This is a genomic window from Corynebacterium falsenii, assembly GCF_020099275.1.
GTDB classification, from domain to species: domain Bacteria; phylum Actinomycetota; class Actinomycetes; order Mycobacteriales; family Mycobacteriaceae; genus Corynebacterium; species Corynebacterium falsenii.
The window spans coordinates 1,827,410-1,846,706 of record NZ_CP083646.1; the positions used below are offsets into that span (position 1 = coordinate 1,827,410).

Below are 19,297 nucleotides of genomic sequence, written 5' to 3' on the forward strand. Positions count from 1 at the left end.
AGCCGGTTTGCCAGCTCAGTTGCTCTCTGCGTTCTGTTCGTCCTGTACGTCCTGTGGTGGAGCCACCTGTTCGGCGGCGTTCTGTAGAGCCCTGTGAGCTCGATGCGCGCGAAGGGATTCAATTTCCTGCTCGAAGTCCTCGGCACAGTTAAAGGACTTATAGACGGAGGCGAAGCGCAAGTACGCAACCTCATCGAGCTTCCGGAGCGGGTCTAGGATCGCTAGGCCGATCTGATTGGCTTGAACCTGCGATCCGTGCTGCACACGGATCGACTGCTCTACTTCGTGAGCAAGCCTCTTGAGGGCATCGTCAGATACTTCTCGCCCCTGGCAGGCGCGTCGCACGCCCTTAATCACCTTGTCACGACTGAATTCTTCGGTGACTCCATTGCGCTTTGTCACGAGAAGAACGGATCGTTCGATGGTGGTGAAGCGGGTATGGCATTGGCTGCATTCCCTACGGCGGCGAATCGAAACGCCTTGTTCTACAGTGCGCGAGTCAACAACGCGAGAGGAATCGGAGCTACATGAAGGGCACAACACGTCTCCATGTTATAGCGAATTGTGGGTTTCCCGAATCCGCTCATTGTCTGGTGTTCCGGGCGGTGCGAGTCCTTCCACTCGTGACCTACTGCCGTGGGGCCGAACTATTGGCGCCGTCGCCCGCAGCGGGAACGTGTTGCGCTGCGTCGCCCTGTGCCGAGCCCGCCGTGGAGCTCACGACCTGGCTCGGCCCCTCGGGAAGATCGTCGAGAACGAGAGGGCTCAGCCCCAGGCTTAGTACAACGGTGAGCGTGGCTACGAGCACAGCTCCAGGGGATTGAGCGATGGAGCGAGCCCGGTAGCTCAGTCGCGACCGCGTTCCCCTATCGAACGACCACTGCGGGTTCTTTCGAATACGCTCTGATCGCTGCAGTGAGGCGCGGGAGGGGTTCACGACCTTACCACTGCCTCGCGTGTTCGATTCACTACTGCTACCAACATCTTCCCACCGTGGCTTCACCACGCTGGGAACACGTGGCACCGCTCCTCGATTGGTGCGAGACGGAGGAACGACACCCCTCCGGGCGGCCTCCGAGCCATTCGAGAAGTTAGCGGTTTTGGCGTTGATCGTGAGGTTATTCATTGCGATGTCCTTAAATTTCATTGGGTGGTGATGCACTTCAACACTGACGGGATTGCTCGCATTCCCTTAACTCAATCGGGTTCGCATCCACGCTGCTTGCCGTTTCAACTTGCTACGCTAGTTAAACATCCAGGGTGGACAGCGGAACCGAAACGAGCATCTTTTTAGATGTTCTGTTCTAATCTTCTTTCGAACATGAATCTAGCACACCCGTTCGGTTTCAATCAACAGTTTTTCAATTTTTTCGAACGTGTTGGTCAACATTGTCGCAACGATCATGTAGGCTGAGGTCACTAGCCGGACGAAGCACACACGTCCCGCACAGGAACCGACCACCAGACCGTTGCACGTCACGTGAGCCCACGACCTCAACTAATCGACCCTCAACCAACCCACACAAGCGACGACAAGGACCACGAAGAACAGTGAGCACTGACAAGACGAACGAGACCAGCACCCAGCCCAACCCACTCGCTCCAATCCCATCCGACACAGAAAAGACACCTCCCCGTCGGCGCCCAGGCCGGCCGAAGAAGTCCGAGGCCGAGAAGGAAGCCGACCGAGCCGCAGCCCGTGCCGGCAAGAAGAGCCGACTCACCGACCGTCAGCGCCGCATCCTCGAAGTCATCCAGGATTCCACGGTGCTGCGTGGCTACCCGCCAAGCATTCGCGAGATTGGCGATGCCGTGGGGCTTCACTCCACGTCGTCTGTGTCGTACCACCTCAACCAGCTCGAGGCGAAGGGGTACCTCCGGCGTGAGGAGAAGCGTCCTCGCGCGGTTGACGTCCGCTCCTACTCCGGTAGCGATGAGGACATCGCAGCCCGCCCCAAGCCTGGGCGTCAGGTCTCCAAGCCTGCTCAGCGCGCTCAGCTCGATGACGGTGCGGAGCTGCCACCGGCAACGTATGTGCCGGTCGTGGGTCAGATTGCCGCAGGCAACCCGATCCTTGCCGAGCAGAATGTCGAGGCTCACTTCCCCCTTCCGGCCGAGCTGGTTGGTAACGGCGAGCTCTTCCTGCTGCAGGTCGTCGGCGATTCGATGCAAGATGCGGGCATTCTGAATGGCGACTTCGTTGTCGTGCGTTCTCAGGCCGTGGCTGAGTTCGGCGACTTTGTTGCCGCCATGATCGATGGCGAAGCCACCGTCAAGGAATTCCAGAAAGATTCTCAGGGGCTGTGGTTGGTTCCCCACAACGAGCTTTTCGAACCCATCCCGGCCGAAGACGCACAAATCCTCGGTAAGGTGGCTGCGGTCCTGCGCAAGATTTAGCGCACAGCGCGCCACGGGGCACGACGACGCCCCGGCGGGGTCGACGTGCGACGACCCCGCAATCATAGCCCCGCATGGGGTGAGATTCGGACATGAAGCCCCTTGCTGCGGGCATTAGGCTCCCCTGATCGCGTTAGAATAAGTCCGGTCCTTGTTCGATCCAGCCATTGTGGAGTGTTTAGTCCGTGAATTCAGCCGAGCGCCGTAGGCAAATCTCATCCCTGGCCGCCGTCCACGGTCGCGTCACGGTGGTGGAGCTGGCCGAGAAGTTCGGCGTCACGGCTGAAACTATCCGCAGGGATCTCGCCATCCTCGATCGTGAAGGCGAACTATACCGAGTCCACGGTGGAGCGGTTCCCGCGCACAACTACCGCACAGACTTCACCACGTTGGAAACTAGGTCGAAGTCCTCCCTCGCCGCGAAACGCGCCATCGGGAAAGCGGCTCTCAAAGTGCTCCCGCCCGATGGGAGCACCGTATTCTTCGACGCAGGCACCACCACCGGCATGCTCGCCCGCGCCATCGCAGAAGCCAACAGCACCCAAGACCCTGACCTCATGGCGCCAAAGCTCAACATCGTGACCAATTCGCTCACGATCGCCACCACCCTGGCGGATTCCCCACGCTGCGAGGTTCAACTCATCGGCGGTCACGTCCGCCCCCTATCGCAAGCCATCGTTGGCGACATCGCCACCCGCTACCTCGGCGTTCTCCACGCAGACGTCGCCTTCGTCGGAACAAACGCGCTCACGATGGATCACGGACTATCGACCCCGGATGCCCAAGAAGGTGCGATCAAGCGCGCCATGGTAACCAACGCTGACCACGTCGTCGCCCTCTGTGACTCCACCAAATTCGGCCTCGACTACCTCGTCAGCTTCGCCACCCTCGATGACCTCAGCCACGTCGTCACCGACCAAGCAGCGCCGGAAGGCTACGTTCACGCCCTGGAGGACCAAGGAATCCAGGTCGTCTTCGCCGACCCCCTAGACACAGGCAAGTCGGCAAACTCCACCAGCACCGAAACCGCCGCGAGCTAAACCGCCCTTGAGCCGCACGTTGGCCCCCCGAGCTAGCTCCGCAGCATCGGGTCCTTGCTAGCCTCACCCACGGTGTTATACAGCCACTTGAGAATCGGGTATCCCACAATGATGCCCACCGAACCCCACGCAATACCCTCCAGGGACACAGAGCCCACGGTCAAGGTCAGGTTGCCAATACCAGCAATGATGGCCACGGAGGCTGCCGTCAGGTTCACCGGGTTCGTCAGCTGAACGTTATTGTCCTGCCAGATACGTACGCCCAGCAGGCCAATCATGCCGTACAGCACCATCGTTGCGCCACCAAGCACGCCCACCGGAATCGTCAAGATGATCGCCCCGAACTTTGGAACAAAGGCCAGCACAATGGCGGTAAAGGCCGCCACCCAATACGCGGCGGAAGAATAGACCTTCGTCGCTGCCATCACACCGATGTTCTCCGCGTAGGTCGTGGTACCCGATCCGCCGAAGCTACCGGCCAGCATCGTCGATGCACCGTCAGCCATCAGCGCCCGGCCTGCCAGATCGTCAAGGTTGCGCTGCGTCATCGTCGCCACGGCCTTCACATGCCCCACGTTTTCCGCCACCAAGACAACAACCACAGGCAGCGTGATCAGGATCGCGGACGTCGAAAACTCCGGGCTGTGGAACGTGGGCAGTCCGATCCATGCCGAATCGGCAATGGCTTGCTTGGCGGCGTCGTCGACCCCACCCGTGAGCGCAGCGAACACCCAACCGACCACAACACCTAGGAGGATGCCCAACCGGGCGACCATGCCCCGACCCGCCACGGTGATCACGGCGATCGCCACGAGCGTGACGAAGGCGATGAGGGGTTGCTCCTGGAAGTTCTTCGTTGCCGTCGGGGCTAGGTTCAGGCCGATGAGAGCCACGATGGCGCCGGTGACTGCGGGCGGCATGACGGCGTCCAGCACCCGGCGACCAGCGATGGAGACGATCACGCCGATGAGAACCAGAAGCGCACCCGCGCAAATGATGCCGCCCAGCTGAGCGCCCATGCCCTGCGCCTGCGTGGCCGTCAACGGCGCGATAAACGCGAAAGAGCTGCCCAGATAGGAAGGCAGGCGATTTCGGGTGACCAGCAGGAACAGGATGGTTCCGATGCCAGAGAACAACAACGTGGTGTTCGTGGGAAACCCGGTGATCATGGGCACCAGCAACGTGGCACCGAACATGGCGATAACGTGCTGCATGCCGATGCCGATGGTGCGTGGCCAACTCAGCCGCTGCTCCGGGGTGACTACCTGGCCGTGGGCGATGGTCTTGCCATCGCCGTGCACATCCCAGCCAAAGAAGCGGCCGCGGTGTTCGTGCTGTTCGATGTTCCTCGCGGAGTTCCCCGCGATGTTCCTCTGCGTCATGGGCGTAGCTTAGCCCAGGGCAGGTCAGACCTCGAAGCTCGCCAGCTCGTTCGCGACCGCGGCAGGAACCCGCACCTCCACGCGGGTGCCTTGTTCGTCGTATTGCTCGTCCAGCACAGTGCCGAGTTCGTGGAGCCGGGCCACCACGTCGCCGCGGTCGAACGGCACGTGCAAGGTGACCTGCTTGTCCAGGGTGTTCAGGAATACCTCGAGGCGCGCCTCGAGCTCTTTGATCCCCTCGCCTGTGTGCGCCGAGACGAAAACAACGTCGTCGATCGCGGCCCGAAGCTCGGCGAGGACCAGCGGATCAGCCTTGTCGATCTTGTTGACCACCATGATCTCGGGCGGGGCCGGGCGGCCCGTTTCCTCGACAATCTCATTGATGACCTTGTTCACCGCCTGAATCTGCTCCAGCGGGAACGGATCGGAGCCATCGACCACGTGCAGCACCACATCGGCGGCGAGCACTTCCTCCAACGTCGAACGGAACGCCTCGACTAGCTGCGTGGGCAAGTGCCGAACGAACCCCACGGTGTCGGAGAACACCACGGTGCGCCCATCGGCCAAGCTGGCCCGCCGGGTCGTGGGGTCCAGCGTGGCGAACAGCGCATCTTCAACCAGCACACCGGCGCCCGTGAGCGCATTGATAAGGCTGGACTTGCCGGCATTTGTGTAGCCTGCGATGGCCACCTGCGGGATCGCGGCTCGGTCGCGCCGTTCACGCTTGATGTCGCGGGAGGTCTTCATCCCGGCAATTTCTTTGCGCAACTTCGCCATCTCGGAGCGCAGCCTTCGGCGATCGGCCTCGATTTTCGTTTCACCGGGACCACGCAGGCCCACGCCACCGTTAGATCCGGCACGGCCACCGGCCTGCCGAGACAGCGCCCCACCCCAACCACGCACGCGCGTGATGAGGTATTCCATCTGGGCCAGCGCCACCTGTGCCTTACCTTCTTTGGACTTCGCATGTTGGGCGAAGATATCCAGGATGAGCATGGTGCGGTCGATGACCTTGACGTTGAGCGCCTTTTCCAGCGCAATCATCTGGCCGGGGCTGAGTTCACCGTCGCAGATCACGGTATCCGCACCGGTTTCGGCCACGATGGATTTCAGCTCCTCGACCTTGCCGCGGCCGATGTACGTTCCGGCATCTGGCTTGTCGCGGCGTTGGTAGAGCATGTCCACGATGTCGGAGCCGGCCGTTTCGGCGAGCGCTGCGAGCTCTTCGAGGCGCGCCTCGATCTGTGCGACCGTGCCCTCGGTCCACACGCCGACAAGCACGACCTTTTCGAGGCGTAGCTTTCGGTACTCAACGTCGTAGCCGTCTGATTGCTCGTCGGTGTAGGAGCTCACACCCCTCGTCAGACGGCGGAGGCTGCTGCGGGCTTCGAGGTCGAGCTCGCCGACCGTGGGGTCGTGGCGGGGGTTCTGGTTGGCGCCGTGCACGGCGTCGTAGTAGTCGTCGCTGTAGTAGTCGTCGCTGTTAGCAGCGTCGCGCTCAGTAAAGTTATGTTGCGAAAAATCTGTCATTACCTATCAATTTCTACACCCTCACCTGCACAAAAGCTAGCCACGGTGCATGCGGCGTTAGAGTGGTAGTCATGATTCCTGAACTCACCAGCGTTGGTTTGAATTACCCCAGGTGGCAGGACGCTTTGGAGGCCGCTCACGCCACCGGTGCCCTGACCGTCTCCGGCGAGGTCCGCGACGGCCAGGTCCTCCAGTTCGACGATCCTTCCGGCGCCCGCCTCGTCATCCTCGCCGTGGAGCCCTACGGGGCTTTCGCCAGTTTCTTCGGCGGCGTGGGAACCACCGGCCACCTATCCATGGTCAACGACGTCGTGGGCGTCATCGATATCGTCGCCGACTCCCCCGCACTGCAGACCAGCGGTCAGTCCGCCCCGGTAGTCGCTTCCGTCGCGGCCACCGTTGCTCAGGGTCCTTTGTTGTTCGACGCCGAAACGCTCGAATACCAGCAAGTGGAGCTCTCGGCGCTCGCCAGTGATCTGCGGGTACACGCCAATGCAGCAGATTTCGCCACCGCAGGTGGCTCGAAGCTCGGCGTGGTGGATTCGCTCGGCATGACCGATATCAATTCAGGTGCGAAGGCTCCGCACGCTGCGGCGCGCATCGCGGTGGAGACGACGCTAGTGTCGCGGCGAGTCAACTCTTTGACGGGCCAGACGTTCTGGGCGTTCACCGTGCAGCAGCCGTTCGACTTTACCGTTGTTGTCGATGACAGTGCGTTGGAGGGGCTGCCCGAGGACATCGTGGCGAAGCTGAGCGATTCCTCGGCTGAGTGGGTGACACTCGATTCGCCCCTCATCCTCGACGGTCTTGTGCAGTTCACCGCCACCACAATGGCCGCACCGGGGTGCAGCCCGGGTGGTTGCGGCAGTGGTAGCTGCGGCTGCGGCGGCCACTAGGGCTGGAACGACCTAGTGCAGTCTGCAACGCCCTAGTTCACGAGGTTGGTGGTGCCCCGCGCCACGATTGTAGATGGGCCCCGGAGGGTGGAGAAGCCCTCGCCCACCTCTACTTCGACCGTTCCTCCAGGAACATTGACCCGCACGGTACCGGCGGCCTGGTTGGCGTCGGCGAGGGCGGCGACCGCAGCGGCCACGGTGCCCGTGCCGCACGAGCGGGTCTCGCCCACACCGCGCTCGTGCACGCGCATGTGAACAGCCCCATCGTTGATTGGGGTCACGACTTCGAGGTTCACCCCAGCGGGGAAGAACTCCGGATCCCAACGCACCTCCTCGGCGACAGGCAGGGTATCGAGCGTCTGGGCATCGAGCCCCGGCACCACGGCGGCGAGGTGTGGGTTGCCCATGTCCACTGCTAGTCCCGCGACCTTCATATCGCCGGCGAACGCGGTGGACAGGCCCAGCACCTCCGGTGCGCCCATGTCCACCTGCACGTCTGCAGAAGTGGCATCGGCGTGGAAGACCCGAACCTCCTTGCGGCCCGCACGGGTACCCACGCCGAAGACTAGAGGGTCAGAGTCCGTCGGCCCGGTCTCGGCGGAGCCGCCGGTGACGAGGGATTCGGCCACGAGAACGTGCGCGAACACCCGCACGCCATTGCCGCACATCTCGGCCACGGAGCCGTCCGCGTTGCGGTAATCCATGAACCACTCCTCGGGGTTCACGCCCTCGGGCAGCTCCTCCAAAACCCCGGCTGCAAGGAGAGTCTCGGCGGTGGCTACGCGGATGACGCCGTCGCCGCCGATGCCTGCGCGGCGGTTAGCGATCGCGCGTACCCGGTCTTCGGTGAGATCCAGTTGAGCGCGCGGATCGACAAGCACCACAAAGTCATTCTCGGTGCCGTGTGCCTTGATAAACGCTGTGTTCAGCCCAGTGTTCAGCCCAGTGTCAGTCATGGCCTCCATCCTAGACATCCCCGTGCATCGCTCACCGTTCCCCCGCGTGCCTTACTCCCCCACTTCCATGAAGATTCACGGCGGACCGTATTCGAACGTGCTAGCTCTCGTCCCGCACGAGGTTAAGCGCCCGATCCACCACATCGGGAGCCGCAGCATCGAGCCATTCGATACGAGGGTCGCGCCGGAACCAACTGCGCTGCCGCCGGGCATAGCGCCGCGTTCCCATGACCGTTGCCTCAATCGCCTCGTCCAGGCTGCACTCCCCTTCCAAGTAATCCAACACCTGCGAGTACCCTATAGCCTTGCCCGCCGTGGATTCACGCACAAGCCCTTGCTCAATGAGCCCCCGGACCTCATCGACGAAACCGGCATCGAACATCTCGCGGACCCTCTGTTCAATCCTGGGGTTCAGCCAGTCCGCATCAGCCCATAGCCCGACCAGGCGCAGGTTCCAGCGTGGCGTCGAATTCTTAGGAGGTTGGGACGCGGCAAACGGACGGCCGGTGAGTTCGATGACCTCCAAAGCCCGGACGGTGCGGCGAGGATCGTTGCGCTCGATGATGCGCGCGGCTTCCGGGTCCACCGTGGCAAGGTGATCGTGGAGGGCATGCACGCCGATGCGATCCAGCTGTTGCTCCCACCGCGCCCGAACATGCGGATCGGTAGGCGGGAAATCCCACTCGTCGACGAGAGCTTGGACGTACATCATGGAACCACCCACGATGATGGGGCGTTTGCCGCGGTTCATGATTGATTCGACGTCCGCGACGGCAGACGCGCGATACTCCGCCACACTCGCGGGCTTGGTGATGTCCCACACGTCGAGTTGGTGATGGGGAATGCCGCGGCGCTCATCGACCGGTAGCTTGGCGGTGCCGATATCCATGCCGCGATACAACTGCATCGAATCGATGTTGACCACTTCGCCGGATAGCTCTTCGGCCAAGGCGAGCGAGACCGCAGACTTCCCGGACGCCGTGGGGCCCACCACCGCGATCGGGCGGGTGGAGCGTGGCGAATCGTTCATAGCTCCCCAGTGTAGAAACCCCAGAGACCTCCGGTGTCGATGGGTGGGCACGTGAGGTCACAGGGCTCGCGAAAGCTCGGGGGGTACACAGTTGCGGGGGTACGGCGCTAAAGCCGCCCCACGCAGGGCCGTGCTCTGTAATACTGAAAAGAATGGCGCGAGTGATCGCGCATGGTTCGTGTCTTAGCTTGTCAGGAGTCCAACGATGTCAGAGCCCGCGAAGCCCAACGGAACCCCGCAGTCCCAGGCAACCCCGCAGTCCCAGGCTGCGCCGAAGCCTGCTCCCAAGCCGGGTCCACGTCCCGGCCCTCGCCCAGGCCAGAAGGTCTCGACTCAGCGCCCCGCTCCCAAGCCTGCTGGCTCAGCGAAGTCCGCATCCGGCGCCCCGAAGCCAGAGGCCGCCGCTCCTCAGGTTCCGCACAACGACCCGGCGAAGTTCGGCCGCGTTGATGCGGACGGCACAGCGTGGGTCACCACCCCGGATGGCGACCGCGCCATCGGGCAATACCAGGCCGGAAGCCCCGAAGAAGGCTTGGCACACTTCGGCGCGCGCTACGACGACGTCTCCACGCAGGTCGCCGTCCTCGCCGCACGCTTGGTGACTCACCCCGAGGAGGCCCAACGCATCCGGGAGGACGCCCAGCGCATCATCGCCGACCTCCCCACTGCCGCGATCATCGGTGATATCCCTGCCCTGCAGCAGCGCGCCGAGGACGTAGTGGCGAACTCGCATCAAGCCGAGCGCCAGGCCGAGCAGGATAAGGCCGACCGCAAGGCCGCGGCCACGCAGCGCAAGCAGGAATTGGCCGCAGAAGCGGAGAACATTGGCGAGAGCTCCACGGAGTGGAAGAAATCCGGTGATCGCCTGCGCGCCATGATGAACGAATGGCGTGGCATCAAGGGCGTGGACAAGGCCACCGATGATGAGCTCTACGCTCGCTTCGCCGCAGGCCGCGATGCGTTCAACCGCCGCCGCGAGGAGCACTTCGACCAACTGGATAAGAACCGCGTGAGCGCACGCATCAAGAAAGAAGCCCTCATTGAGAAGGCTGAGGCGATGCAGCACTCCACCGACTGGGGTCCTACGGCTCGGGCCTACCGGGATCTCATGGACCAGTGGAAGGCGGCCGGTCGCGCGCACCGCGACGTGGACGACGAACTGTGGGCTCGGTTCCGCGCCGCCCAGGACGTCTTCTTCAACGCCCGCAAGGCAGATAGCGCCAAGCGCGATGAGGAGTTCGAGGCCAACGCGGAGGCCAAGCAGAAGCTCATCGACGAATACCGGGATCAGGTTGATCCGCAGGCCCACGGCCTCGATAAGGCCCGCAATGCCCTGCACGAACTGCAGGATAAATGGGAGGCCATCGGCTACGTTCCCCGCGACCGCGTCCGCGAGTTCGAGGACAAGATCGGCGAGCTAGAAGACCGCGTGTCCGAAGCCGCCGATGAGCAGTGGAAGCGTACCGATCCGGAGGCACAGGCCCGCGTGGCTCAATTCCAAGCCAAGGTGGATCAGTTCACCGCTGAAGCGGAGGCCGCCGAGGCTAAGGGTAAGACCGACAAAGCGAAAAAACTGCGTGACCAAGCCGCGCAGTGGAAGGAATGGGCGGATGCCGCCGCCCAGGCTGTGGAAGGTTAGCGACCGAGCGCTCACTGTGGAGGAGCTAAGGCCCTAAGAATCACCCTTAGGACTCCCCCTAGGACTCCCCCGAGGTCTCCTCTCGCTGAGACTCCTCCGCCTTCCGGCGGTTGTACTCCTCAACCCGGCGGCGGCGCGCCTTCGCCCTAGCCCGCCGGTCGTCGACGATCTCCACCGTCTCGCGCGGCTGGATGCCCGTGCGCATCCGCTGCGCAGACTCCTCCGCCTGCGCTGCCTGCAGCTTTTCCTCACGCCGCGCCTCGGCAATAGCCTTCTGGAACGCCGTGCGACGGAACAGCAGCGCGGTCAGGGTCACAAAGAGGATCGTGAGCCCGATGATGCACATGATCAGGCCGAATCCCGGCCCTTCGCCGGGGTCGGTCACGGGACGGCTTTGCCGCATCCAGATTGCGAAAATGCTGTACCACCAGGCCACGCCGGCGAACGCCCAGTTCACCCAGGCCACGATCCACGAGCGGGACACAATCGTGCCCACCGTCAGCAGCAGCGCCGTCACGCACAGCCAGGAGTAGATCCGCTCCGGCATCGTCGTGCCGTACATTTCCGCGGTTTTGCTGTAGAACAGCACGTCGAAGCCATGCACCTGCCCCGAGTGCGGCATGAACAGCCCCACCATCGGCAGCATGAGACCCACGGCAAGGAACGGCAGCGCCTTCGTGTAGTCCACGCTCTTGGCGGCATCCCGTTCCGCGCCCTTGAGGTCGCTGCGGTATGCGGCTAGGCGATCGCGTTTCTCCCCGGCCGCCCCAGTCTGCGCAGTATTCGCGGTGTTCGCAGTATTTTCGGTGTGCTTGTCGGCGTTACTCACAACCGCATCCTCCGGTTCCGCAGCTCGTCGCAGGGGTGTTCTCCTGCTCACTGCCTGGTTTCTTCACTGTTGGCAACCCTAGTCCGACGCCTACAGGCGCCGTCGTCGGAGTCCTCCCCGCGTCGTACATGTCGCCTGCCTTCGTGCGGCGGTGGCTCAGCACACCACCATCGGCGATAAGGAAATGCGGCGATGAACCGGTGATCTCCACAGTCACTACATCACCGGGACGAATCTCCGGCGTGGGCGCGAAGTGGACGAGGCGGCCATCGCGAGCCCTGCCGGACATGCGGTGGGTCTGGTCGTTCTTGCGGCCACCGCCAGCTTGCACGAGCAGCTCCTGGGTAGTGCCGACGAGCCGAGCGTTTTCTTCCTCGCTGATGCGCTCCTGCAGCTCGAGAAGGCGCTCGTAGCGCTGCTGCACCACGGCCTTCGGGATCTGCTGGTCCATCTCCGAAGCTGGGGTTCCGGGCCTCGGGGAGTACTGGAAGGTGAACGCGCTGGAGAAGCGTGCCTGCTCCACCACGTCGAGCGTGGCCTGGAAGTCTTCCTCCGTCTCGCCGGGGAATCCCACGATGATGTCCGTGGTAATGGCGGCATGCGGGATGCGCTCGCGGACCTTGTCGAGGATCCCCAGGAACTTCTTGGAGCGGTAGGAGCGGCGCATATCCTTGAGCACCTTGTCGGAGCCCGATTGCAGCGGCATGTGCAGCTGTGGGCATACCACCGGGGTCTCGGCCATCGCCTCGATGACATCGTCGGTGAACTCGGCCGGGTGTGGGCTAGTGAATCGGAGCCGCTCGAGCCCCTCGATCTCACCACAGGCGCGGAGCAGCTTGGCGAACGCTCCCCGATCACGTTCCAGATCCGGGTCGGAGAAGTTCACGCCGTATGCGTTGACGTTCTGCCCCAGCAACGTGACCTCGGTGACGCCTTGATCTACCAGAGCCTTCACCTCGGCAAGAATGTCACCTGGGCGTCGATCCTGTTCCTTACCCCGCAGCGACGGCACGATGCAGAAGGTGCACGTGTTGTTGCACCCCACCGACACCGACACCCATCCGGCGTAGGCGGATTCGCGCTTGGCCGGGAGGATGGAAGGGAACTGCTCGAGGGAATCGACGATCTCCACCTCGGCGGACTGATTGTGCGCCGAGCGCTGCAGCAGCGTGGGCAGCGAACCCAGGTTGTGGGTACCGAAGACAACGTCGACCCACGGAGCCTTATCCACGATGGTCTGCTTGTCCTTCTGCGCCATGCAGCCACCCACAGCGATTTGCATGCCGGGGTGAGCATCCTTGACTGCCTTCATCTGACCGAGGGTGCCGTAGAGGCGCTTGTCGGCGTTTTCACGCACGGCACAAGTGTTGAAAACAACAACATCCGGGGTTTCATCGGCTCCGGCGGGGACGTATCCGTATTCCTCCAGCAACCCCGATAACCGCTCCGAATCGTGGACGTTCATCTGGCAGCCAAAGGTGCGAACCTCGTAGCTACGTGCGGTTTTATCGGTCGAAGATGGGGTCTGGATCGTCTGTGTCACAGCAGTCGATCCTACCCCTCCCCTCGGGTGAACACGAAAACCCCAATCTGCGACTTTCCTAAAAGTGACATGCGATGCATTAGTGTTCCCACTATGTCAGAAAACACACCGGCTCAGTCGATGATCTCCCTACGAGGTGTCAACAAGCACTTCGGCGATTACCACGCACTGCGAGACATCAATTTGGAAATTCCTACTGGTCAAGTGGTCGTACTACTTGGCCCGTCCGGCTCAGGCAAGTCGACCTTGTGCCGCACCATCAATAGGCTCGAAACCATCGACGATGGAGAGATCTATATCAATGGTGAGCGACTGCCCGAAGAAGGCAAAGACCTAGCCCGGCTACGGGCCGAAGTGGGAATGGTCTTCCAGCAGTTCAACTTGTTTAGCCACATGACGATTCGGGACAACGTCACTCTTGCCCCTATGAAGGTGCGCAAGCAGTCCAAGGCTGAGGCCCGCAAGCGCGCCGAGGAGTTGCTGGAGCGCGTGGGCATTGCCGCCCAGGCGGACAAGTACCCCGCTCAGCTCTCCGGCGGTCAGCAGCAGCGCGTGGCCATCGCCCGGGCACTGGCCATGGACCCGAAGGTGATGCTGTTTGACGAGCCCACGTCTGCGCTGGATCCCGAGATGATCAACGAGGTCCTGGACGTCATGGCCGACCTCGCGGCTGGCGGCATGACCATGGTGTGCGTGACCCACGAGATGGGCTTCGCGCGCAAGGTGGCCAACCGTGTGCTGTTCATGGCTGAGGGCTCCATTGTGGAAGACACCGATCCGGAAAGCTTCTTCACGAATCCGCAATCCGACCGTGCACAAGACTTCCTCAGCAAGATTCTGGGTCACTAGAGCCCTGCGTCACTGTGGGCAGCAAACAAGCAAGGACATCTGGAAGATGAATAGGCAACAAGGACAACGCGCTGCGACGCGGTCATGGATGGCCAGCAGGCCACGCCGCAATAGTTGGTGGCGCAAGCTCATCGCTGCTGTGTGTGCGGTAGTGAGCGTGACAGCCCTGGCTGCATGCGGTACAAACGAGCCGCGCAGCGTGCTGGAATCCATTAAAAACGGCGAGATCATTCTCGGCACCAAGTTCGATCAGCCCGGCCTGGGCGTGCGCACTCCCAGCAAGCACTTCGAGGGTGTGGATACGGACGTGGCACGCTACGTGGTGAGCTACATCGCCAAGAAGAACGGTTGGGCAGAGCCCAAGCTGAAGTGGCGCGAAACCCCGTCCGCACAGCGCGAGACCCTCATCAACAATGGTGAGGTCGATATGATCACCGCCACCTACTCGATCAGCGCCTCGCGCTACCGCTCGGTGGACTTCGCGGGACCATACCTGGTGACGCACCAGGCGATCCTCGTGCGCAAGAACGATCCCATCGGTGGTCTGCAAGACATGAACGCGGATACGAAGGTGTGCTCGGTGACGGGATCCACCCCGGCGCAGAAGATTAAGAAGGCGCTACCCGAGGTGCAGCTGCAGGAGTTCGATACATACTCGGCCTGCGTGGAGGCACTGTCTCGCGGCAAGGTGGATGCCCTGTCCACAGACGCCACCATTCTGGCGGGCTTTGCTCAGCAGTACCCCGGCACGATGAAGGTCGTGGAGTTGAAAAAGCCGGATGGCTCCTACTGGACGAATGAGAACTACGGCATCGGACTCGCCAAGGGTCAGCCAGAGGCCGTGAAGCAGATCAACGAGGCACTCAATGACATGTACGATTCTGGTGCCTACGTGGAGATCATCAAGCGCAACCTCGCCAACGACATCGCCCCTGGCCAAAAGCCCAAGATCGGCGATCTCTCTTTCCTTAACAAGTAGACCGACAAGCATTCTTCACGAAAGGAGGTCGCTTCCATCATGAGTACCGAATTGTGGTCCGATATGGCCCCTGACCTGTGGCCAGCATTCTGGACAACGATCAAGCTAACGTTCTGGTCCGCCCTGGGATCCATGATCCTTGGCACGATCCTCACGGCCATGCGCGTGTCCCCGGTGGGCATCCTGCGCACGATCGCGACGTTCTACATCAACACCACCCGCAATACCCCGCTGACGCTGATCGTCCTGTTCGCGTCGCTGGGACTGTACGTGAACCTCAACGTGACGTTGGCGCCACAGGGGCCGACGTTCACCACCGAGAACAACTTCCGCCTGGCGGTGTTGGCGTTCATCCTCTACACGTCGTCGTTCGTGGCGGAGTCGTTGCGCGCCGGCATCAACACCGTTCCGTTCGGCCAGGCCGAGGCGGCGCGATCGTTGGGTCTGAGCTTCATGCAGAACTTTCGTTACATCATCTTCCCCCAGGCTCTGCGCGGTGCCATCGTGCCGCTGGGCAATACGCTCATCGCGTTGACGAAGAACACCACCATTGCATCCGTCATCGGCGTGGCTGAGGCCTCACTGCTGATGAAGACGAGCGTGGAGAACCACGCCGACCAGGTGTTCGTCATCTTCGGCATCATTGCCCTGGGCTTCATTATTCTGACGCTGCCGACCGGCTTGATCTTCGGTGCAGCTGGTAAACGATTGGCGGTGAAGCGCTAATGTCCGCACGCGCAACAGTTCTCTATGACACTCCCGGCCCACGCGGGGTGCGCATCAACCGCATTCTCACCGCGGTCACCATCATCGTTGTGGTTGGCGTGCTGGCTCTGGTCGGTGCACAGCTCAACGCCAACGGCCAGTTCACCGCCGAGAAGTGGCACCCGTTCGTCACATCAGAAATGTGGACCACCTACGTGCTGCCCGGTCTGTGGGGCACCATCAAAGCGGCGGTGTTTTCGATCATCCTGGCCCTCATCATTGGTGGAGCGCTGGGGCTCGGTCGGTTGTCGCACAAGAAGTACGTGAGCGTCCCCTGCGCGGTCATCGTGGAGTTCTTCCGCTCCATCCCGGTGCTGCTGCTCATGATCTTCGCGTACCAGGTGTTCGCACTGTACGGCCTGGTGCCAACCCAATATTTGGCCTTCGCCGCGGTCGTGTTCGGCCTGACGATGTACAACGGCTCGGTGATCGCCGAGATTCTGCGCTCAGGCATTAAGTCCCTGCCGTCCGGTCAGGAGGAGGCCGCGCTGGCCCTCGGCTTGTCCCGGTCGCAGACGATGTTCCGCATTCTGCTCCCTCAGGCCGTAGCATCCATGCTTCCTGCGCTGATTTCTCAAATGGTCATCGCCTTAAAGGACTCTGCGCTGGGTTACCTCATTGGCTACGTGGAGGTTGTCCGCTCGTCGCTGCAGGCGGCATCATGGTACAAGAACTACCTCGCCGCGATGGTTGTGGTCGCGATCATCATGATCATCCTCAACTACGCACTGTCTCGTTTGGCGGAGCGTATCGAGTCTCAGCTGCGCGCCGGCCGTGCGCGTCGCAACATCGTGGCCAAGGTTCCGCACCAGAAGGATGTGGGCCTGGAGACCAAGGACGAGGTCAACGTGGATTGGCGCGACCCGTCTCACCGAGATCTTCGTAACATTACGGACTAGATCTTTTCTGGTTCCCACTTCGACGCCCTCAGGACGCTATCCTGGGATCGTCTGGGAGGCACCCTAGCTTCGCTAGCCCGGTGCCTCCCTCTTTGTATTCCGACCTCACAGTAGTGAGAGAAAGATTGAACACATGGGTAACTTTGTTGACTCTTTGACCCAGACCAACCGCGAGGCTGCCGTCCAGGACCTCACCACCTTGGCGAACGACACGGTGGAGAGCCAGTCGGGTCTCAGCGGCAAGCTGGTCAAGGGCGCCTACGCTGCAGCGAAGAAGCTGGATGCCGACATTGTGTCCAAGGGAACCGATCGTCTGCTTCCCGATATCGCACGCGAGCTGGAGCCGTACTGGGATGAGTACACGTCTCAGGGATCGGACGCTGGCAGCTTCGGGGACTTCCTCGGTCAACGGCGCGACGAAGTTGCCGAGGGCATCCTCAAGACGGCGGATAGCAAGGCAGAGAGCGTCAACAACCCCGCGGTGTCCAAGATCTACGGTCCCGTCCGCGGCAAAGTGTCCTCCATCGTGAAGGACAACATTCCAGCGCTGGGCGACACGCTGGAAAAGCACGTCTCTCCCGCCTAGCTCAGTTCTGAGATGCGGTTGTCGAGGGCCTCGCGGGCTTCCCTAACAGCCGCCCCCTCTGGGAAGCCTCGCCGCGCGGCCACGCCGGTGATGCGGCGGAGAAACTTGAGGTATTCCTGCCGATCCTTCGGGGCCCGCTTGATGGCGTGAGCCTTCTTACGGATGAGCTCGACCATGATCTGATGTTGATCGTCGTCATCGACCTGAGCGAGCGCTGCTTCGATGTGCCGTGCTGCCACGCCTTTGGCCTGAAGCTCCCGGCGGAGCACGGAAACTGATTTCTTCTGATTCATCGACCGCTGGCGAACCCACTCTCTGGCAAACACGCCATCGTCGATCATGCCGTTGTCGACACACCGCGCCACGACTGCGTCCACGAGTTCTGGGGCGTGATCATCCTCGAGTAGTCGCGTGCGCAGTTCGTGCTCCGAGCGAGGTCGATGGTTGATCAGCCGAGTCGCTTTGCGCTTGATCGGCGCCAGAGCTTCCTCTTTACCCTCATCGATAATGGGGTTGTCCCCAGCCTGGTAGTTGGCGATCGCCTCACTGAGCGCCGCGAGCTTAGCCTGCTGCTCAGACTCCTGGCCAGCCCGCTGTTCGGACGATGATGGCCTATTCATCCTCATCGTCATCGAAGCTTGGAGCCAGATCGATGGGATCATCCTCGCTGGTCGGCTGTTGATCCTCATCCTTGAGGTTGGCGTATTTACCCACCTTGAGCTCGCGCATGATGCGATCCTCGAGCTCCGATGCGATGTCGGGGTTGGACTTCAGGTATTCGCGGGCCTTCTCCTTGCCCTGGCCCAGCTGGTCACCGTCGTAGGTGAACCATGCGCCGGACTTCTTGATAATGCCGGCGTCCACGCCCAAGTCGATGATGGAGCCTTCGCGCGAGATGCCCTCGCCGTAGAGGATGTCGAACTCGGCGATCTTGAACGGCGGGGAAACCTTGTTCTTCACGACCTTGAGGCGCGTGCGGTTACCCACGACGTCCTGGCCATCCTTCAACGCCTGGATGCGGCGAATATCGCAGCGAACCGATGCGTAGAACTTCAGAGCCTTACCGCCCGTGGTGGTCTCCGGAGAGCCAAACATCACGCCGATCTTTTCGCGCAGCTGGTTAATGAAGATCGCGGTGGTGCCAGTCTGGTACAGCGCACCCGTCATCTTGCGCAGCGCCTGGCTCATCAGTCGGGCCTGCAGACCCACGTGCGAATCACCCATATCGCCGTCGATTTCGGCCTTGGGTGTCAGAGCAGCAACGGAGTCGACAACAATAATGTCGATCGCGCCAGAGCGGATCAGCATATCCGCGATCTCCAAGGCCTGCTCGCCCGTATCGGGCTGAGAAACGAGCAGCGCGTCGGTATCAACGCCGAGAGCTCGAGCATATTCCGGATCCAGCGCGTGCTCGGCGTCGATAAAGGCGGCAATACCACCGGCGCGCTGAGCTTCGGCAATGGCGTGGAGCGCCACAGTGGTCTTACCCGAGGACTCCGGACCGTATACCTCGACCACGCGACCGCGGGGAAAACCACCGATGCCCAGGGCAACGTTAATAGCAATGTTGCCACTGGGAATGGCTTGGATCGGCGGGCGCTTATCATCGCCCAAGCGCATGATCGCGCCCTTGCCAAAGTCCTTCTCGATCTGGGACATGGCCAGCTCGAGAGCCTTCGACCGATCGCCGCTAGAACCGGTGGTGGTTGTCTTCTTCTTGGGTGGCATGGATGCAGATGCTCCTTAGTAGCTCGTTGCTAGCTCGTTTTTAGCTCGTTTTTAGCTCATTGACGCAAGCGCTCGCAGTTGCTGACTGCGCAGCTTGTGCTCTAACGTTCTTCGACTGTCGTAACAGAACGGTTAGACCACATTGTTGGCGCTAACGTTCACGATCACTATGTTTAGTACCCCGATGGGACATCGCTCGTACACGACACACTATACACGAACTTCTGTTCGAAAGAACGACTATCGAAT

General features: G+C 61.8%; 19 protein-coding genes. 9 read left to right on the forward strand and 10 right to left on the reverse strand.

Going from position 1 to position 19,297, the window contains the following annotated elements; all coding sequences use genetic code 11:
- Positions 1-15: 15 nt before the first annotated feature.
- Together nrdR and LA343_RS08050 are read right to left on the reverse strand one after the other, a co-directional pair.
- Positions 16-543 carry a transcriptional regulator NrdR gene (gene nrdR / locus LA343_RS08045; RefSeq protein ID WP_025402820.1) on the reverse strand — a complete coding sequence of 176 codons (528 nt, stop codon included), beginning with the start codon at positions 541-543 and terminating at the stop codon, positions 16-18.
- Positions 544-628: 85 nt separating this feature from the next.
- The gene (locus LA343_RS08050) at positions 629-937 is read right to left on the reverse strand and encodes a hypothetical protein (protein ID WP_144084490.1); all 309 of its coding nucleotides are present in this window, start codon (positions 935-937) and stop codon (positions 629-631) included.
- Positions 938-1,605: 668 nt separating this feature from the next.
- Between LA343_RS08050 and lexA the strand changes: the two genes are divergently transcribed.
- Positions 1,606-2,397, forward strand: coding sequence for a transcriptional repressor LexA (gene lexA / locus LA343_RS08055; RefSeq protein ID WP_039911423.1), 792 nt, complete (start codon positions 1,606-1,608; stop codon positions 2,395-2,397).
- Positions 2,398-2,582: 185 nt separating this feature from the next.
- The gene (locus LA343_RS08060) at positions 2,583-3,437 is read left to right on the forward strand and encodes a DeoR/GlpR family DNA-binding transcription regulator (RefSeq protein WP_025402821.1); all 855 of its coding nucleotides are present in this window, start codon (positions 2,583-2,585) and stop codon (positions 3,435-3,437) included.
- A 32-nt stretch (positions 3,438-3,469) separates the two neighbouring features.
- Here the strand turns inward: LA343_RS08060 and LA343_RS08065 are convergent, their stop codons facing one another.
- Positions 3,470-4,819 (reverse strand): uracil-xanthine permease family protein, encoded by a 1,350-nt coding sequence (locus LA343_RS08065; RefSeq protein WP_025402822.1) that lies wholly within the window; start codon positions 4,817-4,819, stop codon positions 3,470-3,472.
- Between the two features lie 24 nt (positions 4,820-4,843).
- Entirely contained in the window at positions 4,844-6,349 is a 1,506-nt protein-coding gene (hflX, locus tag LA343_RS08070; protein WP_025402823.1) for a GTPase HflX, read from the reverse strand.
- A gap of 71 nt (positions 6,350-6,420) precedes the next feature.
- Between hflX and LA343_RS08075 the strand changes: the two genes are divergently transcribed.
- Positions 6,421-7,245: a hypothetical protein gene (locus LA343_RS08075; RefSeq protein WP_025402824.1), complete on the forward strand. Its 825-nt coding sequence runs from the start codon at positions 6,421-6,423 to the stop codon at positions 7,243-7,245.
- A 32-nt stretch (positions 7,246-7,277) separates the two neighbouring features.
- Here LA343_RS08075 and dapF read toward each other — a convergent pair whose 3' ends face one another.
- Both dapF and miaA read right to left on the reverse strand, forming a co-directional pair.
- Entirely contained in the window at positions 7,278-8,201 is a 924-nt protein-coding gene (gene dapF, locus LA343_RS08080; protein WP_052337656.1) for a diaminopimelate epimerase, read from the reverse strand.
- A gap of 100 nt (positions 8,202-8,301) precedes the next feature.
- The gene (gene miaA / locus LA343_RS08085; protein WP_025402826.1) at positions 8,302-9,231 is read right to left on the reverse strand and encodes a tRNA (adenosine(37)-N6)-dimethylallyltransferase MiaA; all 930 of its coding nucleotides are present in this window, start codon (positions 9,229-9,231) and stop codon (positions 8,302-8,304) included.
- Between the two features lie 205 nt (positions 9,232-9,436).
- Here miaA and LA343_RS08090 point away from each other — a divergent pair, with 205 nt between their 5' ends.
- On the forward strand, positions 9,437-10,870 hold the full coding sequence (locus tag LA343_RS08090) for a DUF349 domain-containing protein (protein ID WP_025402827.1): 1,434 nt from the start codon (positions 9,437-9,439) through the stop codon (positions 10,868-10,870).
- Positions 10,871-10,928: 58 nt separating this feature from the next.
- Here the strand turns inward: LA343_RS08090 and LA343_RS08095 are convergent, their stop codons facing one another.
- Positions 10,929-11,699, reverse strand: a complete 771-nt coding sequence (locus tag LA343_RS08095; RefSeq protein WP_025402828.1) for an Rv2732c family membrane protein — start codon at positions 11,697-11,699, stop codon at positions 10,929-10,931.
- Positions 11,692-13,242, reverse strand: a complete 1,551-nt coding sequence (gene miaB / locus LA343_RS08100; protein ID WP_025402829.1) for a tRNA (N6-isopentenyl adenosine(37)-C2)-methylthiotransferase MiaB — start codon at positions 13,240-13,242, stop codon at positions 11,692-11,694. Before miaB ends, LA343_RS08095 begins: the two co-directional genes overlap by 8 nt.
- Before the next feature lie 120 nt (positions 13,243-13,362).
- Here miaB and LA343_RS08105 point away from each other — a divergent pair, with 120 nt between their 5' ends.
- The 5 genes from LA343_RS08105 to LA343_RS08125 all read left to right on the forward strand — a co-directional run bounded on the left by LA343_RS08105 (position 13,363) and on the right by LA343_RS08125 (position 17,320).
- Positions 13,363-14,091 (forward strand): amino acid ABC transporter ATP-binding protein, encoded by a 729-nt coding sequence (locus LA343_RS08105; RefSeq protein ID WP_039911428.1) that lies wholly within the window; start codon positions 13,363-13,365, stop codon positions 14,089-14,091.
- 88 nt (positions 14,092-14,179) lie between these two features.
- Positions 14,180-15,070 (forward strand): glutamate ABC transporter substrate-binding protein, encoded by an 891-nt coding sequence (locus LA343_RS08110; protein WP_025402831.1) that lies wholly within the window; start codon positions 14,180-14,182, stop codon positions 15,068-15,070.
- Positions 15,071-15,109: 39 nt separating this feature from the next.
- Entirely contained in the window at positions 15,110-15,796 is a 687-nt protein-coding gene (locus LA343_RS08115) for an amino acid ABC transporter permease (RefSeq protein ID WP_025402832.1), read from the forward strand.
- Positions 15,796-16,734 (forward strand): amino acid ABC transporter permease, encoded by a 939-nt coding sequence (locus LA343_RS08120; protein ID WP_025402833.1) that lies wholly within the window; start codon positions 15,796-15,798, stop codon positions 16,732-16,734. The genes LA343_RS08115 and LA343_RS08120 overlap by 1 nt, the downstream gene beginning before the upstream one ends.
- A 133-nt stretch (positions 16,735-16,867) precedes the next feature.
- A complete protein-coding gene (locus LA343_RS08125; RefSeq protein ID WP_025402834.1) occupies positions 16,868-17,320 on the forward strand; it encodes a DUF6918 family protein in 453 nt (150 codons plus the stop codon).
- On the opposite strand, the gene LA343_RS08130 is transcribed toward LA343_RS08125, so the two are convergent.
- The gene (locus LA343_RS08130) at positions 17,317-17,940 is read right to left on the reverse strand and encodes a regulatory protein RecX (protein WP_025402835.1); all 624 of its coding nucleotides are present in this window, start codon (positions 17,938-17,940) and stop codon (positions 17,317-17,319) included. The two genes, LA343_RS08125 and LA343_RS08130, sit on opposite strands and share 4 nt — an antisense overlap.
- Positions 17,933-19,048: a recombinase RecA gene (recA, locus tag LA343_RS08135; protein ID WP_025402836.1), complete on the reverse strand. Its 1,116-nt coding sequence runs from the start codon at positions 19,046-19,048 to the stop codon at positions 17,933-17,935. Before recA ends, LA343_RS08130 begins: the two co-directional genes overlap by 8 nt.
- Positions 19,049-19,297 lie beyond the last annotated feature (249 nt).

Excerpts from the sequence above, each read along its gene's own strand:
- LA343_RS08090 (WP_025402827.1), top strand. The coding sequence starts at position 9,437 with ATGTCAGAGCCCGCGAAGCCCAACGGAACCCCGCAGTCCCAGGCAACC.
- LA343_RS08105 (WP_039911428.1), top strand. The coding sequence starts at position 13,363 with ATGATCTCCCTACGAGGTGTCAACAAGCACTTCGGCGATTACCACGCA.
- LA343_RS08130 (WP_025402835.1), bottom strand. The coding sequence starts at position 17,940 with ATGAATAGGCCATCATCGTCCGAACAGCGGGCTGGCCAGGAGTCTGAG.
- LA343_RS08110 (WP_025402831.1), top strand. The coding sequence starts at position 14,180 with ATGGCCAGCAGGCCACGCCGCAATAGTTGGTGGCGCAAGCTCATCGCT.
- dapF (WP_052337656.1), bottom strand. The coding sequence starts at position 8,201 with ATGACTGACACTGGGCTGAACACTGGGCTGAACACAGCGTTTATCAAG.
- LA343_RS08115 (WP_025402832.1), top strand. The coding sequence starts at position 15,110 with ATGAGTACCGAATTGTGGTCCGATATGGCCCCTGACCTGTGGCCAGCA.
- miaA (WP_025402826.1), bottom strand. The coding sequence starts at position 9,231 with ATGAACGATTCGCCACGCTCCACCCGCCCGATCGCGGTGGTGGGCCCC.
- LA343_RS08125 (WP_025402834.1), top strand. The coding sequence starts at position 16,868 with ATGGGTAACTTTGTTGACTCTTTGACCCAGACCAACCGCGAGGCTGCC.
- LA343_RS08120 (WP_025402833.1), top strand. The coding sequence starts at position 15,796 with ATGTCCGCACGCGCAACAGTTCTCTATGACACTCCCGGCCCACGCGGG.
- LA343_RS08075 (WP_025402824.1), top strand. The coding sequence starts at position 6,421 with ATGATTCCTGAACTCACCAGCGTTGGTTTGAATTACCCCAGGTGGCAG.
- LA343_RS08065 (WP_025402822.1), bottom strand. The coding sequence starts at position 4,819 with ATGACGCAGAGGAACATCGCGGGGAACTCCGCGAGGAACATCGAACAG.
- hflX (WP_025402823.1), bottom strand. The coding sequence starts at position 6,349 with ATGACAGATTTTTCGCAACATAACTTTACTGAGCGCGACGCTGCTAAC.
- recA (WP_025402836.1), bottom strand. The coding sequence starts at position 19,048 with ATGCCACCCAAGAAGAAGACAACCACCACCGGTTCTAGCGGCGATCGG.